Source organism: Streptomyces sp. NPDC000348 (assembly GCF_042898795.1).
Taxonomy (GTDB): Bacteria; Actinomycetota; Actinomycetes; order Streptomycetales; family Streptomycetaceae; genus Streptomyces.
On sequence record NZ_JBIAZD010000005.1, the window covers coordinates 42,968 to 58,005 of the forward strand.

The 15,038-nt window shown below is 73.7% G+C and carries 14 protein-coding genes; 10 read left to right on the plus strand and 4 right to left on the minus strand.

All coding sequences use genetic code 11. The features are described 5' to 3' along the window. A complete protein-coding gene (locus ACFY3N_RS11985) occupies positions 1-1,191 on the plus strand; it encodes a hypothetical protein (RefSeq protein WP_390816513.1) in 1,191 nt (396 codons plus the stop codon). 343 nt (positions 1,192-1,534) lie between these two features. On the opposite strand, the gene ACFY3N_RS11990 is transcribed toward ACFY3N_RS11985, so the two are convergent. Continuing rightward, a complete protein-coding gene (locus ACFY3N_RS11990; RefSeq protein ID WP_390816514.1) occupies positions 1,535-2,770 on the minus strand; it encodes a glycosyltransferase 87 family protein in 1,236 nt (411 codons plus the stop codon). A 121-nt stretch (positions 2,771-2,891) separates the two neighbouring features. Between ACFY3N_RS11990 and ACFY3N_RS11995 the strand changes: the two genes are divergently transcribed. Then, the gene (locus ACFY3N_RS11995; protein WP_390816515.1) at positions 2,892-4,034 is read left to right on the plus strand and encodes a glycosyltransferase family 4 protein; all 1,143 of its coding nucleotides are present in this window, start codon (positions 2,892-2,894) and stop codon (positions 4,032-4,034) included. A 103-nt stretch (positions 4,035-4,137) separates the two neighbouring features. Here ACFY3N_RS11995 and ACFY3N_RS12000 read toward each other — a convergent pair whose 3' ends face one another. Then, positions 4,138-5,934 (minus strand): AMP-dependent synthetase/ligase, encoded by a 1,797-nt coding sequence (locus ACFY3N_RS12000; protein WP_390816516.1) that lies wholly within the window; start codon positions 5,932-5,934, stop codon positions 4,138-4,140. Between the two features lie 296 nt (positions 5,935-6,230). Here ACFY3N_RS12000 and ACFY3N_RS12005 point away from each other — a divergent pair, with 296 nt between their 5' ends. From ACFY3N_RS12005 to ACFY3N_RS12030, 6 genes are all read left to right on the plus strand, one after another. Further along, a complete protein-coding gene (locus ACFY3N_RS12005; protein WP_390816517.1) occupies positions 6,231-7,028 on the plus strand; it encodes a metallophosphoesterase in 798 nt (265 codons plus the stop codon). A 126-nt stretch (positions 7,029-7,154) separates the two neighbouring features. Beyond that, positions 7,155-7,598, plus strand: coding sequence for an SRPBCC family protein (locus tag ACFY3N_RS12010; RefSeq protein ID WP_390816518.1), 444 nt, complete (start codon positions 7,155-7,157; stop codon positions 7,596-7,598). Positions 7,599-7,713: 115 nt separating this feature from the next. Further along, the gene (locus tag ACFY3N_RS12015; RefSeq protein WP_390816519.1) at positions 7,714-8,874 is read left to right on the plus strand and encodes an ArsA family ATPase; all 1,161 of its coding nucleotides are present in this window, start codon (positions 7,714-7,716) and stop codon (positions 8,872-8,874) included. A gap of 57 nt (positions 8,875-8,931) precedes the next feature. Continuing rightward, positions 8,932-9,450, plus strand: coding sequence for a DUF5304 domain-containing protein (locus ACFY3N_RS12020; RefSeq protein WP_390816520.1), 519 nt, complete (start codon positions 8,932-8,934; stop codon positions 9,448-9,450). Positions 9,451-9,587: 137 nt separating this feature from the next. Then, positions 9,588-10,541, plus strand: a complete 954-nt coding sequence (locus tag ACFY3N_RS12025; RefSeq protein ID WP_390816521.1) for an ROK family glucokinase — start codon at positions 9,588-9,590, stop codon at positions 10,539-10,541. Between the two features lie 90 nt (positions 10,542-10,631). Then, complete coding sequence (locus tag ACFY3N_RS12030) at positions 10,632-11,387, plus strand: endonuclease/exonuclease/phosphatase family protein (RefSeq protein WP_390816522.1); 756 nt, start codon at positions 10,632-10,634, stop codon at positions 11,385-11,387. A 6-nt stretch (positions 11,388-11,393) separates the two neighbouring features. Here the strand turns inward: ACFY3N_RS12030 and ACFY3N_RS12035 are convergent, their stop codons facing one another. Beyond that, a complete protein-coding gene (locus ACFY3N_RS12035; RefSeq protein WP_390816523.1) occupies positions 11,394-11,972 on the minus strand; it encodes a hypothetical protein in 579 nt (192 codons plus the stop codon). After that, positions 11,965-12,762, minus strand: a complete 798-nt coding sequence (locus ACFY3N_RS12040; RefSeq protein ID WP_390816524.1) for an alpha/beta hydrolase — start codon at positions 12,760-12,762, stop codon at positions 11,965-11,967. Before ACFY3N_RS12040 ends, ACFY3N_RS12035 begins: the two co-directional genes overlap by 8 nt. Positions 12,763-12,942: 180 nt before the next feature. Between ACFY3N_RS12040 and ACFY3N_RS12045 the strand changes: the two genes are divergently transcribed. Beyond that, a complete protein-coding gene (locus ACFY3N_RS12045) occupies positions 12,943-13,734 on the plus strand; it encodes a lysophospholipid acyltransferase family protein (RefSeq protein WP_390816858.1) in 792 nt (263 codons plus the stop codon). A 35-nt stretch (positions 13,735-13,769) separates the two neighbouring features. Beyond that, entirely contained in the window at positions 13,770-15,008 is a 1,239-nt protein-coding gene (gene macS / locus ACFY3N_RS12050) for a MacS family sensor histidine kinase (protein WP_390816525.1), read from the plus strand. Positions 15,009-15,038 lie beyond the last annotated feature (30 nt).

Here is a 15,038-nt window from a genome sequence, read left to right on the forward strand (position 1 = left end):
GTGGCTGGTCGAAGGCGGGTGTCGGGTGCGTCGGTGACGGCGCTGTGTCTGCTGCTCGTGTCCCTGGTGGGGTGCGGCGGGGGACCGGCCGTCGACACCGTGCGCGCGCAGGTGCAGTCCCTCCTCGACCGCCGCGCGGAGGCCGTCCTCGACCACGACGCCGCCGCGTACGCCCGTACCGGCACCCGGGAGGGGTTCGACAACCTGCGCGCGGTGCCGCTCGCCGACTGGTCCTACCGCGTCACCGCCCTCGACCGCACCGGTGACACCGCCACCGCCTCCGCGGACCTGAGCTACCGCGTCGAGGGCCACGACCCGTCCCCGGTCACCACCGCCCGTTCCCTGAGCCTGAGCCGGGACCGCGACGGCCGCTGGTCCGTCGACTCCGACCGGCCCGCGAAGGAGTCCGGCCAGCAGTTGTGGGACCAGGGCCCCGCACGCGTCGTCCGGGGCGAGCGGAGCCTGGTCCTCGGCGTCGGGCAGTCCGACGGGAAGCTACGGGAGTACGCCGGACTGGCCGACCGCGCGGTGCCCGCGGTGTCCGACGCGTGGGGCCCGGAATGGAGCCGGCGCGTGGTCGTCCTGGTGCCGGGGACCCTGGAGGGCATGGCGGGCCTGCTGGGCTCGCCTGCCTCCTCCTACCGGGGGATCGCGGCGGTCACCACCGGCGCCGTCGGCGCGGACGGACGGGCGCCGGCGGACCGGGTCATCGTCAACCCGGACGCCTTCGGACTGCTCGGCGACCCGGGCCGGCAGGTCGTCCTCACCCATGAGACCACCCATGTCGCCACCCGCGCCCACACCTCCGCCGCGACCCCGCTGTGGCTGTCCGAGGGGTACGCCGACTGGGTCGGCTACCGCGGCGGCGACCGCGCCCCCGCGGAGGTCGCACCGGAGCTCGCCCACGCGGTGGGCCGGGGCGAGATGCCCGCGGGGCTGCCGGACGACGAGGACTTCGGCTTCTCCGGCGACGCGGACCGCCTCGCCCGCGCCTACGAGGGCGGCTGGCTGGCCTGCCGCCTCATCGCCGACCACTGGGGCGAGGAACGCCTCGGCGCGTTCTACCGCGCCGTGGGCGCGCACGAGACCGGCGAGGGCGCGGTGCGGGACGCGATGCGCCACGTCCTCGACACCACCCCGGAGGAATTCACCACCCAGTGGCAGCAGTACGTGAGGGAGGCACTGGCCTGAGCAGCCCTGCCTCGTATAGCCGCCACCGCGGGCAGTCGTGCCGCCGTTCCCGCGGGCAGTCGTGCCGCCGTTCCCGCGGGCAGTCGTGCCTCCCCCAGTGCCTCAAAGGCCTGGGAGGTGCCCCCAGGGCGATGGGGGTCCCCCCGCTCGTGGGGGTCCCCCCGCTCGAGCGAAGCCGAGAGTGGGGGAGGGTGGGCGCTGGGGGTACCCCCTCTGGGGGAGGCACCCCGCAAGCGCCGGGCCGCGCGAACACCCCCCGGCCCGCACCCACGCGGGGCACCTGGCACAGCGCCGGGCCGCGCGCGGCCCCGGCTCACGGCACACGGCTGTCCACGCACCGAGGTCAGGACGAGACCGGCGCCTCGGCGGCACGACTCGGGCCAGGAACCCGGGGAATCGACCTCCGCCGGGGAACCGTCGCACACCACAGCACCCGCGCCGCCCCGAGCGTCGCCCCCACCAGCAACCCGTTGCGCACCACCAGCAGCGCGACGCCCAGCGCGTCACTGGCCACCACATGCCCGAACCACACGGGAAACTCCAGCACCGTCACCAACGACGCCACCAGCACCAGGGCGACCGGCACTCCCATCCGGCTCCCGCGGAAGCAGAGACAGACCGCCCCGAGCCCGACCAGCCACACCATGTACTGCGGACTGATCACCCGGCTCGTCGTGGTGAACATCAGCACCGCCACGAACGCCGCGTCGGCCACGGTCCACGCCTCGAAACGGACGGCCATCAGCCGCCACAGCACCAGCCAGACCAGCGCGGCCCCGCTCAGGAACAGCGCACCCGTACTCACCCAGCCCACGTACGGGCCGAGGAACTCGACCGAGCCGTAGTTGAGCAGCACCTCGCCCTCCCAGCCGTGATGCCGGGCCACGTGGAAGACGAGCGCCCCCAGCGACTCCACCTCCGTGCCCCGGTCCCGCTGGAAGGTCAGGAACGCGAACGCGCCCGGCATCAGTACGGCGAACAGGGCGGCCGCACCGGCACCGGTCACCGCGGCCCACACCCACGCGCCGCGCCGCCGCACCGCGAGGAGCAGCAGCGCCGGCCACACCTTCACCAGTGCCCCGAAACCGGCGAGCGCCCCCGCCGACCGGGGGTACCGGCCGGCCGCCAGCAGCGCGGCCACGGCGACCGCGGTCACCATCACGTCGTAGCGCGCGTACACCGTCGGCCCCAGCAGCGGCACGCCCGCCACCCACACCCAGGCACCGCGCGGCGACCGGCCGGAACGGCGGCCGGCGTACCGCAGCAGGCACAGGGTGACCAGGTCCGCGAGACAGGCCAGGACGAAGAAGGCCGTGGCGTACTCCAGGAACGGCAGCAGGCCGGGGGAGAGGATCGCCAGGGCCGCGGCGGGCGGGTACTGCCAGGTCACGTCGTCCAGCGGGAACGTTCCGGTGCGCAGGACGTCGTACCAGCCCCGGTAGATGACCGACACGTCGCTGGTGACGTCCGGCCCGGGGAAGACGATCACCTTCAGGACGCACAGCAGCAGGGCGGCCCGCGTCAGTGTCCACAGAAGCAGCAGCGGGGCGAGGGAGCTCCGCGCGGCCGTCGTCCTCATGTGCTCCCTGCCCGTCCGGTGTGCGGTCGTGAGGGGCCATGATGTCCCGGACACCTGTGGACGTGCCACAGAGCGCGGCCGCGGCGGACGGCGCACCCCCCGTTCGGTAGGGTCTGCGGCGATGCACAAGACCTTGATCGTGACCAACGACTTCCCGCCCCGCCCGGGTGGCATCCAGGCGTTCCTGCACAACATGGCGCTGCGGCTCGACCCGGAGCGGCTCGTCGTCTACGCCTCCACCTGGAAGCGCTCCGGGGAGGGCGTCGAGGCCACCGCCGCCTTCGACGCCGAGCAGCCCTTCCCCGTCGTGCGCGACCGTACGACCATGCTGCTGCCGACCCCGGCGGCCACCCGGCGGGCCGTGGGGCTGCTGCGCGAGCACGGGTGCACCTCGGTGTGGTTCGGGGCGGCGGCACCGCTCGGTCTGATGGCACCGGCGCTGCGCCGGGCGGGCGCCGAACGGATCGTGGCCACCACCCACGGCCACGAGGCCGGCTGGGCCCAGTTGCCCGCCGCGCGGCGACTCCTGCGCCGCATAGGCGACGCCACGGACACGATCACCTACCTCGGCGAGTACACGCGCTCCCGGATCGCCGGCGCGCTCACGCCCGGGGCGGCCTCGCGGATGGTGCAGTTGCCGCCGGGGGTCGACGAGAAGACCTTCCACCCCGGTTCGGGCGGCGACGAGGTGCGGGCCCGGCTCGGGCTGACCGACCGGCCGGTGGTGGTGTGCGTCTCCCGGCTGGTGCCGCGCAAGGGGCAGGACACGCTGATCCGGGCGATGCCCGCGATCCTGGCCGCCGAACCGGACGCCGTCCTGCTGATCGTCGGCGGCGGCCCGTACGAGAAGGACCTGCGCCGGCTCGCGGCCGACACCGGCGTGGCCGCCTCCGTCCGCTTCACCGGCTCCGTCCCCTGGTCCGAGCTGCCCGCCCACTACGGCGCCGGGGACGTCTTCGCGATGCCGTGCCGCACCCGGCGCGGGGGCCTGGACGTCGAGGGCCTCGGCATCGTCTACCTGGAAGCCTCCGCGACCGGCCTCCCCGTCGTCGCCGGCGACTCCGGCGGCGCCCCCGACGCGGTCCTCGACGGTGAGACCGGCTGGGTCGTGCCGGGCGGTTCGGCCGACCAGACCGCGGACCGCGTCATCACCCTCCTGGGCGACGCGGAACTGCGCCGCAGGATGGGCGAGCGGGGCAGGGAATGGGTCGAGGAGAAGTGGCGCTGGGACCTCTTGGCGGAACGCCTGAAAGCACTGCTGTGAAGCAGCGCCGGGAGGGGGGCGCGGGGAACCGCGCGGCCGGCCGCGTACCCCCCGCACCCGCCGACGGTGCTCAGGCAGCACCCCGAACCGCGTCCCGCACGGCCTACTTGGCGTAGATCGCCTCGATCTCATGGGCGTAGTCCTTGGCGACGACGTTCCGCTTCAGCTTCAGCGAAGGCGTCAGGTGCCCCGACTCCTCGGTGAACTGCGCGGGCAGAACGCGGAACTTGCGGACCGACTCCGCCTTCGACACCGCGGAGTTGCCGTCGTCGACGGCCGTCTGGATCGCCGCGAGCAGATCGGGGTCCTCGCTCAGCGACGCCGCCGTCGACCCCGCCGGCTTCCCGTGCTCCTCGGCCCAACGGCCCAGGAACTCCTCGTCGATGGTGACCAGCGCGCCCACGAACGGCCGCCCGTCGCCCACCACCATGCACTCCGCGACCAGCGCGTGCGCCCGGATCCGGTCCTCGATGACCGCCGGGGCGACGTTCTTGCCGCCGGCCGTCACCAGTATCTCCTTCTTGCGGCCGGTGATCCGCAGGTAACCGTCCTCGTCCAGCGTGCCGATGTCCCCGGTATGGAACCAGCCGTCGGCCAGTGCCTCGGCGGTCGCGCCCGGGTTGTTCCAGTACTCCTTGAACAGGTGCTCGCCGTGCAGCAGCACCTCGCCGTCGTCCGCTATCCGGATCACCGAGCCGGGCAGCGGCTGGCCGACCGTGCCGATCTTCTGCCGGTCCCACGGGTTGAACGCGGTGGCCGCGCAGGACTCGGTCAGGCCGTACCCCTCCAGCACGCTGAAGCCGATGCCGCGGAAGAAGTGGCCCAGGCGCTCGCCCAGCGGGGCGCCGCCCGAGATGGCGTACTCGCCGCGCCCGCCCAGCACCGCGCGCAGCTTGCCGTAGACCAGCTTGTCGAACACCCTGTGCTTGATCCGCAGGCCGAGCGACGGCCCGGCCGGCGTGTCCAGCGCCTGGCTGTAGGCGATCGCCGTGTCCGCCGCCTTGTCGAAGATCTTCCCCTTGCCGTCGGCCTGTGCCTTGGCCCGCGCCGAGTTGTAGACCTTCTCGAAGACCCGCGGCACGCCCAGGATCAGCGTCGGGCGGAACGCGGCCAGCTCGTCGGTGAGGTTCTTGATGTCGGGCACGCAGCCCAGCTTGATCGGCGCCATCATGGGCGCGATCTGCACCAGCCGGCCGAAGACGTGCGCCAGCGGCAGGAACAGCAGCACCGAGCACTCGCCGGTGCGGAACAGCGGACGCAGCCGTTCCACGATGTTGCCGCACTCGGCGAAGAAGCTGCGGTGGGTGAGCACACAGCCCTTGGGGCGGCCGGTGGTGCCGGAGGTGTAGACGATGGTCGCCGGGTCGTCCGCCTTCGCGGACGAGCCGCGCTCCTCGACCGTCTCGTCGGTGACGTCCCGGCCGAGCCGGCCCAGCTCCTCGATGCCGCCGGACTCGATCCGCCACAGGTTCTCCAGCGCGGGCAGCCGGTCGCGCACCGACTCCACCGTCGCCGCGTGGGCGTCGAGCTCCACGAAGCAGGCGGTGGCGCCGGAGTCGCCGAGGATCCACGCCACCTGCTCCGGCGAGCTGGTCTCGTACACCGGCACGGTCACCGCGCCGGCGCTCCAGATCGCGAAGTCCAGCAGCGTCCACTCGTAGCGGGTGCGGGACATCAGGCCGACCCGGTCGCCGGGCCGCACACCCGCGGCGATCATGCCCTTGGCGGCGGTCCGCACCTCCGCCAGGAAGGTGGTGGCCGTCACGTCCTGCCAGGTACCGCCGACCTTGCGGGCGATGACGGCGACGTCGGGGTGCTGCGCGGCGTTTCTGCGGACGATGTCGGTCAGATTGCCGTCCGCGGGGACCTCGTACAAAGCCGGAAGGCTGAACTCGCGCAAGACTGCTGCTCCTCTTAGGGCTCCGGCGCCACGACGTTGTGCGATGCGACGGTGCGGTCCAAGGCTCGGGCGGGTGCTCGCGAATTCACAAGTTGAAATCCCGAGCACGACTGGACTGCCCGGACGTTACCCGCCGGTATGGCGTTGACGACAGGGGGTCCCGGCGAGATGTTCGCTGCGTCACACAGGTTGGTGTTTCATTGCGCACAGTAGTCCACCCCCGAACCGACGAGCCAGTAACCGCAGGTAGGCCCGCCATTGTTCACACCGGCCGGACGCGCTTACCCTTGATCGTCATGGCAGCCACACCAGGCGGAGACCGGCGCACACGCGTCCACGTGGTCAGTGACGTGCACGGCAACGCCCGTGACCTGGCCCGGGCGGGCGAGGGCGCCGACGCCCTGATCTGCCTGGGTGACCTGGTGCTCTTCCTGGACTACGCCGACCACTCGCGCGGCATCCTCCCCGACCTGTTCGGCACCGAGAACGCCGACCGCGTCGTGGAGCTGCGCACCGCCCGCCGCTTCGAGGAGGCGCGCGAGTTCCAGCGCGGGCTGTGGGCGGGCATCGGCACGGACAAGGCCGCCGCGATCGAGAAGGCGGTGCGCAAGCAGTACGCCGAGCTGTTCGCCGCGTTCCCCACGCCGACGTACGCGACGTACGGCAACGTCGACATGCCGCCCCTGTGGCAGGAGTACGCGGGCCCCGGCACGACCGTGCTCGACGGGCAGCGGGTGGAGATCGGCGGCCGGACCTTCGGTTTCGTCGGCGGCGGCCTGCGCACGCCCATGCGCACGCCGTACGAGATCGACGACGAGGAGTACGCGGCGAAGATCGAGGCCGTGGGCGAGGTCGACGTGCTGTGCACGCACATCCCGCCGGAGGTGCCCGAGCTGGTCTACGACACCGTCGCGCGCCGCTTCGAACGCGGCAGCCGGGCCCTGCTGGACGCCATCCGCCGCACCCGGCCCCGCTACTCCCTGTTCGGGCACATCCACCAGCCGCTGGTGCGGCGGATGCGGATCGGCGCCACCGAGTGCGTGAACGTGGGGCACTTCGCGAGCAGCGGGCGGCCCTGGCGGCTCGAATGGTGACGACGTCCCAGGTCGGATGAGTTGCGCGGGCCGGGCGCGCGGTAGCCTTCCGCTGCACGCGCGTGCGCCGTGTGCCCGGCGCACGGCGACGACGACTACCGGCCCGCATCTGGAGGAGCCACGGCGATGGCGGAACACACCAGCTCGAGCATCACGATCGAGGCCGCGGCGGCCGACGTCATGGAAGTGATCGCCGACTTCGCCCGCTACCCGGACTGGACCGGTGAGGTGAAGGAGGCCGAGGTCCTCGCGACCGACGCCGAGGGCCGCGCCGAGCAGGTGCGCCTCGTCATGGACGCCGGCGCGATCAAGGACGACCAGACGCTGGCGTACACCTGGACGGGGCAGCACGAGGTCTCGTGGACCCTGGTGAAGTCCCAGATGCTCCGCTCCCTCGACGGCTCCTACCTCCTCACCCCGGCCGGCCCCGGCACCACCGAGGTCACCTACCGCCTCACCGTCGACGTCAAGATCCCCATGCTCGGCATGATCAAGCGCAAGGCCGAGAAGGTCATCATCGACCGCGCCCTGGCAGGCCTGAAGAAGCGCGTGGAGTCGGCCCCGAAGTAACCCCCGTAACCGCGGGCAGCCGTGCCGCAGGGCGGCACGGGTGGGCGCGGCGGCGCCCCGTAAGCGCCGGGCTGCGCGAACACCCCCCGCCCGGCGTCCACTACGGTTCACCCCCATGCGCACCCTCCTGATCACGGGCCCCGGCGGCAGCGGCCGCACCACGACCGCCGCCGCCACCGCGCTCACCGCAGCCCGCGAGGGCACCCGCACCCTGCTCCTCGGCACCGACCGCACGGACACCCTCGGCCCCGTACTGGGCACGGGCGCCGAGGCCACCCCCCGCCTCACAGTGAAACGCGTCGACCCCGACGCCGACTTCCGCGCCGACCTCGCCGCCCTCCAGGACCGGGCCGCCTCCGCACTGGACCTCCTCGGCGCCTCCCGGCTCGAACCCGAGGAGATCGCCCCGCTCCCCGGAGCCGAGGAACTCGCCGTCCTGCGCGCCCTGCGCGACGCCACCCTGTCGGAGGAGTCGTACGACCTCGTCGTCGTCGACCTCCCGCCCACCCCGCGCGCCCTCTCCCTCCTCGCCCTCCCCGAGGAGCTCCGCCGCTACCTGCGCCGCCTGCTCCCGCCCGAGCGGCAGGCCGCCCGCGCCCTGCGCCCCGTGCTCGGCCGCCTCGCCGGCGTCCCCATGCCCGCCGAGTGGCTGTACGGCACGGCGGCCCGCCTGGACCTCCAGCTGGCCGCCGTGGAGGCCGTGCTCGCCGACCGCGGCACCGTCGTACGACTGGTCGCCGAGCCGGGACCCGCCGGCGCCGACGCCGTACGCACCGCGGCCCTCGGACTCGCCCTGCGCGGACTGCGCACCGACGCGCTGATCGCGACCCGCGTCCTGCCCGAGGGCGAGGCGGGCGGCTGGCTGGCCGGACCCGTGGCCCAGCAGCGCAAGGCCCTGGATGCCTGGCGCGAGTCGTACGACGTCCACCCGGTCGCCCACCTGGGACGCGACCCGCGCGGCACCGACGACCTCGCCGCGCTCGCCGTGCCCGGCGCCGGGACGGAACCGGGCGGCGCCGCCCCGTGGCCGGTGGAGGACCGGCTCGCCGACGACGGCGTCCTCGTCTGGCACCTCCCCCTGCCGGGCGCCCGGCGCGACGAACTCGACCTGGTCCGGCGCGGCGACGAGATCGTCGTCACCGCCGGACCGTTCCGCCGCATCGTCCCGCTGCCCTCCGCGCTGCGCCGCTGCACCGTCGCCGGCGCCGCCCTGCGCGAGGACGAGCTGCGCATCCGGTTCCGGCCGGATCCGGGGCTGTGGCCGCGCACCCGGTGAAGCGGGGACGGCCGTTCGGGTACCGTCGAAGGGGCCAGCCGTAGTCAGGAGTCCGTCATGAGCGAACAGCTCCCCCCGTCCGACGACGCCGGGGACGAGGTCGCCGGCGAGCCGGTGGACGACGTACGGGCGGCCGAGACCCACGCCGACGCCTGGGCGACCGCCGCCGCCGAGGACCTCGAGGCGGAGCAGGCCCGCCGTCGCGCCCGGTACGGACCGCCCCCCGGTTCCGCCGCCGAGGAGCTGAGGAAGTTCGTCGACGCGGTCGCCGACAAGCTCTCCGGTCTGCAGTCCCCGCTGTTCGGCGCGGTCGCCGGACCCGCCGCGCAGCAGGTGGTGCGGCAGGTCGTCCAGCAGGCGAAGGCCGCCGTCGAACCCGTCATCGAACGCAACCCCGACGTCTTCGACCACCTCGCCGCCGCCGGCGGCGAACTCCTCGCCGCCTACCGCTCCGCCGTACAGGACCAGGAGCGCCGCTGGACGGCCCGCGAGTCCGATCCCCGCGACCCCGACGAGCGCCGGGACCGGGGCGACGACCCCGGCACCGGCCCCGGCGAGCGCATCGACCTGGACTGACGTCACGGTCCCCGGCGGTCCCCGGTGGGGGCTCCCGTGATCCCCTCCGGGCCGCCCGGCGTACGGACGCCGGGGCCCCGACGGCAGCGCCTCGGGTACGGTTGGCGGTAGCGGGGCTCGACCGAACTGAGGGATTCATGGGACTCACCATCGGCGTCGACATCGGCGGCACGAAGATCGCGGCCGGCGTGGTCGACGAGGAAGGCAACATCCTCTCGACCCACAAGGTGCCGACCCCGGGCACGCCCGAGGGCATCGTGGACGCCATCGCCTCCGCGGTGGAGGGAGCGCGCGCCGGGCACGAGATCGTCGGCGTGGGGATCGGTGCGGCCGGATACGTCAACCGCCAGCGCTCGACGGTGTACTTCGCGCCCAACATCGACTGGCGCAACGAGCCGCTCAAGGAGAAGGTCGAGGCCCGCACGGGTCTCCCGGTCGTCGTGGAGAACGACGCCAACGCCGCCGCCTGGGGCGAGTACAAGTTCGGCGCGGGCGCCGGCCACCGCAACGTCATCTGCATCACGCTCGGCACCGGCCTCGGCGGCGGCGTGATCATCGGCAACAAGCTGCGCCGCGGCCACTTCGGCGTGGCCGCCGAGTTCGGCCACATCCGCATGGTGCCGGACGGCCTGCTGTGCGGCTGCGGCTCGCAGGGCTGCTGGGAGCAGTACGCCTCCGGCCGCGCCCTCGTCCGCTACGCCAAGCAGCGCGCCAACGCCACCCCCGAGAACGCCGAGACCCTGCTCTCCCTCGGCGACGGCACCCCCGAGGGCATCGAGGGCAAGCACGTCTCCATGGCCGCCCGCCAGGGCGACCGGGTGGCCGTCGACTCCTACCGCGAGCTGGCCCGCTGGGTCGGCGCCGGCCTCGCCGACCTGGCCTCCCTCTTCGACCCCTCCGCGTTCATCGTCGGCGGCGGCCTCTCCGACGAGGGCGAGCTGGTCCTCGGCCCGATCCGCAAGTCCTACAAGCGCTGGCTGGTCGGCGGCAACTGGCGCCCCGTCGCCGACGTCCTCGGCGCCCAGCTCGGCAACAAGGCGGGCCTGGTGGGAGCGGCGGACCTGGCCCGGGAGCCCGACCCGGTCATGTGACATCCCTCCCTGTGCACGGCTGCGCCCGCCGGCCCCTTCGGGGACGGCGGGCGCAGCCGTTCCCTCCCGGGGCGGCGTATCTTGATCCGCATGGCGACGACTCCGCTGCTGCCCGATTCCCGGACCGAGTCCGACGGTTCGGCCGTCATCAGGGTTCTGAGTTACAACATCCGTTCGATGCGGGACGACACCGGCGCCCTCGCCCGGGTGATCGGCGCCTGCGCTCCCGACCTCGTCCTGCTCCAGGAGGCGCCGCGGTTCTTCCGCTGGCGCAAGAAGCTGGCCCGGCTCGCCTCGGAGACGGGCCTCGTCGTCCTCTCCGGGGGTGCCACCGCCGCCGGGCCGGCGATCCTGTGCTCCCTGCGGGCCACCGTCGAGCGCACCGAGGACGTCCTGCTGCCGCTGACCCCGGGGCAGCACCGGCGCGGGTTCGCCACCGCCGTCGTACGGTTCGGGGGCGCCCGGATCGGGGTGCTGAGCTGTCACCTGTCCCTGCGGGAGGACGAGCGGTACGAGCAGGGCGGCATGCTCCTCGACCGGCTCGCCGGGATGGGGGTCGAGCACGCGATCGCGGGCGGGGACCTGAACGAACGCCCGGAAGGACGCACCTTCCGGCGGCTCGCCGAGCCGCTCACCGACTGCTGGGCCGCCGCCCCCTGGGGCGGGGAGCACACCTGGGTCCGCAGCGGGCCCCACCGGCGGATCGACGCCCTCTTCGCCACCAAGGGCGTCGAGGTGCTGGGCTGCGGGGTTCCGCTCGAACAGCCCGGGGTGAGCGAACGTGACCTCGCGGCGGCCACGGACCACCTCCCGGTCCTGGCCGCCCTCAGGCTCCCGGCCGCGTGAACGCGGTCAGACCACGGCGCCCCGCCCCGGATCGTCCTCGTCCTCGTCGTCCGTGCGCATGCGCGCCACCAGCGTGACGAAGCCGCCCAGGAAGCCGCCGACGCACAGGGTGGTCAGCCACCAGGTCATCTCCCAGCCGAGCAGTATCGCCAGCAGGAGGAGGAGCGGGCCGCCCAGGACACCGAGCCAGGCGAACTTCGACGTGACGTCGGCGTCCGGCAGCGGAGGCGGCTCCGGCGGGACGAAGTGGCCCTCGTCGGTCCCGTCGAGGTCGCCCTCCGGGGGCTCGGCCACGCTGTAGTCGCGCGGGCCGCCGACGCCGGGCGCGAAGGTGACGGAGCCGCCCAGCGGTTTGGCCGGCTTGTCCTCGGGCTTCCGGGGCGCCTCCGTCCGCACCTCGTCGTCATTGGTCTCGGTCTCCAGCAGCGCCAGGTCCTCGACCGACTTGAACGGCTTGGCGCCCGGCGGGTCCGGCGGCTCCTCGCCGTACCCGGCGACGATCGCCTCCCACGCGGCGGCCTCGTCGAAGGGGACCCCCTTCTCCTCCGGCTCGCGGTCCTCGCGGTCCGAGTCGTGCTCAGCCACCTGTGGTCGTCCCTTCCGTGCCGAGACCGGGCTCCATGACGGCGCCGGGTGCGAGCCGGCCGATGAACGCGGTGCTCTCCCGGAAGATCCGCTCCGCGTCATGGTCCAACGTCGCCACGTGGTAGCTCTGTTCCAGCAGGATCTCCGTGACGTCCGTCGACGACACCCGGCCGAGGATCCGGGCCGAGTCCGCGGGCGGCACCACGTGGTCCTGCGGGCTGCGCATGAGCAGCAGGGGCTGGGTGACCCGGGGCAGCTCGCCGTCGACGAGCCGGAAGAGGTTCCGCAGCGAGTGCGCCGCGTGCAGCGGCACCCGGTCGTATCCGAGCTCCCTGCTCAGCGGCTTCGCGATGTCGCTCGCGATGCCCTTCGTCGCGGGGACGAGGTGGCGCAGCACCGGAAGGGCGTGCGCGGCCACCCCGTGCACCCTGTTCGCCGGGTTGACGAGGACGACGCCCCGGACCGCGTCGCCGTGGAGCGCGGCCAGCCGCAGCGCCAGCGCGCCGCCCATCGACAGGCCGGCGACGAACACCCGCTCGTGGCGGTCCAGCAGCAGCCGCAGCCCGCGGTCCACCTCCGCGTACCAGTCCTGCCAGCCGGTGACCGAGAGGTCCTGCCAGCGGGTGCCGTGCCCGGGCAGCAGCGGCAGCGAGACGGTCAGACCACGTGCGGCGAGATGCTCCGCCCAGGGGCGCAGCGACTGCGGCGAACCGGTGAAGCCGTGGCAGAGGAGGACGGCGGTCTCCCCGCCCTCGTGGCGGAACGGCTCGGCTCCGGTCAGGAGCGGCACCTTCGGCCTCCTGTTCGTAGGAAGGTCACGATGATCGCGGCAGGCGCCGCACACGGGTTGCAGGACCTTCACCGTACGCGACCGCACTGACACCGACCAGGGCCGTCGGGGCCTTTGGCCGCGCTCCGGGATATGGTCTGACGAACACGCACGGGAGGCACTCGGTTGTTGTACGGCACGATGAAGGTCGCCATCGGAGGGCCGCTGAAGCTCGCCTTCAGGCCCTGGGTGGAGGGCCTGGAGAACATTCCCGCCGAGGGCCCCGCCGTCCTGGCCAGCAACCACCTGTCGTTCTCCGACTCCTTCTTCCTGCCGGCCGTGCTGGACCGCAAGGTCACCTTCATCGCCAAGGCCGAGTACTTCACCACCCCGGGCGTCAAGGGCCGGCTGACGGCCGCCTTCTTCAAGGGCGTGGGCCAGCTCCCGGTGGACCGCTCCGGGGCGCGCGGCGCGGGCGAGGCGGCGATCAGGAGCGGCATCGAGGTGCTGGAGCGCGGCGAGCTGTTCGGGATCTACCCGGAGGGCACCCGCTCGCCCGACGGCCGTCTCTACCGGGGCAAGCCGGGCGGCCTCGCACGCGTGGCGCTGGCCACCGGGGCGCCCGTCATCCCGGTCGCCATGATCGACACGGAGAAGATCCAGCCGCCCGGGCAGGTCGTGCCCAAGCTGATGCGGCCCGGCATCCGGATCGGCCGGCCGCTGGACTTCAGCCGCTACCAGGGCATGGAGCACGACCGCTTCGTGCTCCGCGCGGTGACCGACGAGGTCATGTACGAGATCATGAAGCTGTCCGGCCAGGAGTACGTCGACATGTACGCCACCGCCATGAAGCGGCAGCTCGCGGAGGCGGCCAAGGCCGAGAAGGAGGCGGAGCGGGCGGCGAAGGCCGCGCTCGCCCGCGCGGAGAGGGAACAGGCCGAGAAGCTGAAGGCCGCGATGGAGCAGGCCGACCGGGAGCAGCGGAACGGGTGACGGCCCCGGACGGGGGCTCGGGGGGAGTGGGGGACATGGCCAGGCGCGAGCACGTCATGCGCATGTCGGTGGAGCAGCCGCTGTGGCGCGCCCTCACCGGTTACCGGATCCTCGCCCTGGTGTACGCGATCGGCCTGTTCGCCACCGCCCACGCGGAGTTCCCCCGTCCCTGGCTCGCCGTCGGCTACTTCGCCGTCCTCGCGGTGTGGACCCTGGCCACCCTGCCCAGGACCGCGAACGAGGCCGCCTGCACCAAGCGCTTCCTCACCGCCGACCTGACCGTCGCGATCGTCGGCATCCTGCTCACGCCCCTCGCCGACGCGCCCGAGCGCGTCCAGGGGGGCGGCCCGACGCTGCCGTCGATCTGGACCGCCGGATCGGTGCTCGCGTTCGCCGTCAAGGGCGGCTGGCGCTGGGCGGCCCTCGCCTCCACCCTCGTCGCCGCCGCCAACCTGGTCGAGCGCGGCAGCCCCGCCCGCGACACCGTGCACAACGTGATCCTGGTGTGGGTCGCCTCCATCGCCATCGGCTACGTCGTCGAGGTCGCCCGCGCCTCCGAGCGCACCCTCGCCCGCGCCCTGGAGATCGAGGCCGCGACCAGGGAACGGGAGCGCCTCGCGCGGGACATCCACGACAGCGTGCTCCAGGTGCTGGCCATGGTGCAGCGCCGGGGCGCGGTGATCGGCGGCGAGGCCGCCGAACTGGGCCGGCTGGCCGGGGAGCAGGAGATCGCCCTGCGCACCCTGGTCTCCGGCGGGCTGGTACCGGCCCCCCGGGCCTCGGAGGACCCCGCCCGGGGCGCCGTCGTACGGGCCGTGGACGAGGACGGCACCGGGGACGACGGGCCGGTCGACCTGCGCACCCTGCTCGCCCCGTGCGCCGGACCCCTGGTCAGCCTCGCCGAGCCCGGGGCGCCGGTGCGGCTGGCGCCGGCCGCCGCGCGGGAGGTGGCCGCCGCCGTCGGGGCCGCCCTGGACAACGTCCGCAGGCACGCCGGGGAGCAGGCGCGCGCCTGGATCCTCGTCGAGGACGAACCGGACGAGGTGATCGTCACCGTCCGCGACGACGGACCCGGCATCCCCGAGGGACGGCTCGCCCAGGCCGAGGGGGAGGGCCGGCTCGGCGTGGCCCTGTCCATCCGGGGCCGACTGCGCGACCTCGGCGGCAGCGCGGAAGTGATCTCGGTGCCGGGACAGGGCACGGAGGTCGAACTCAGGGTGCCCAAGGACACGAAGGAAGCGGACGACCCGCGGGGGAAGGCGGAACAGCGATGAGGGACACCACCGGGGATCACAGGGACCACG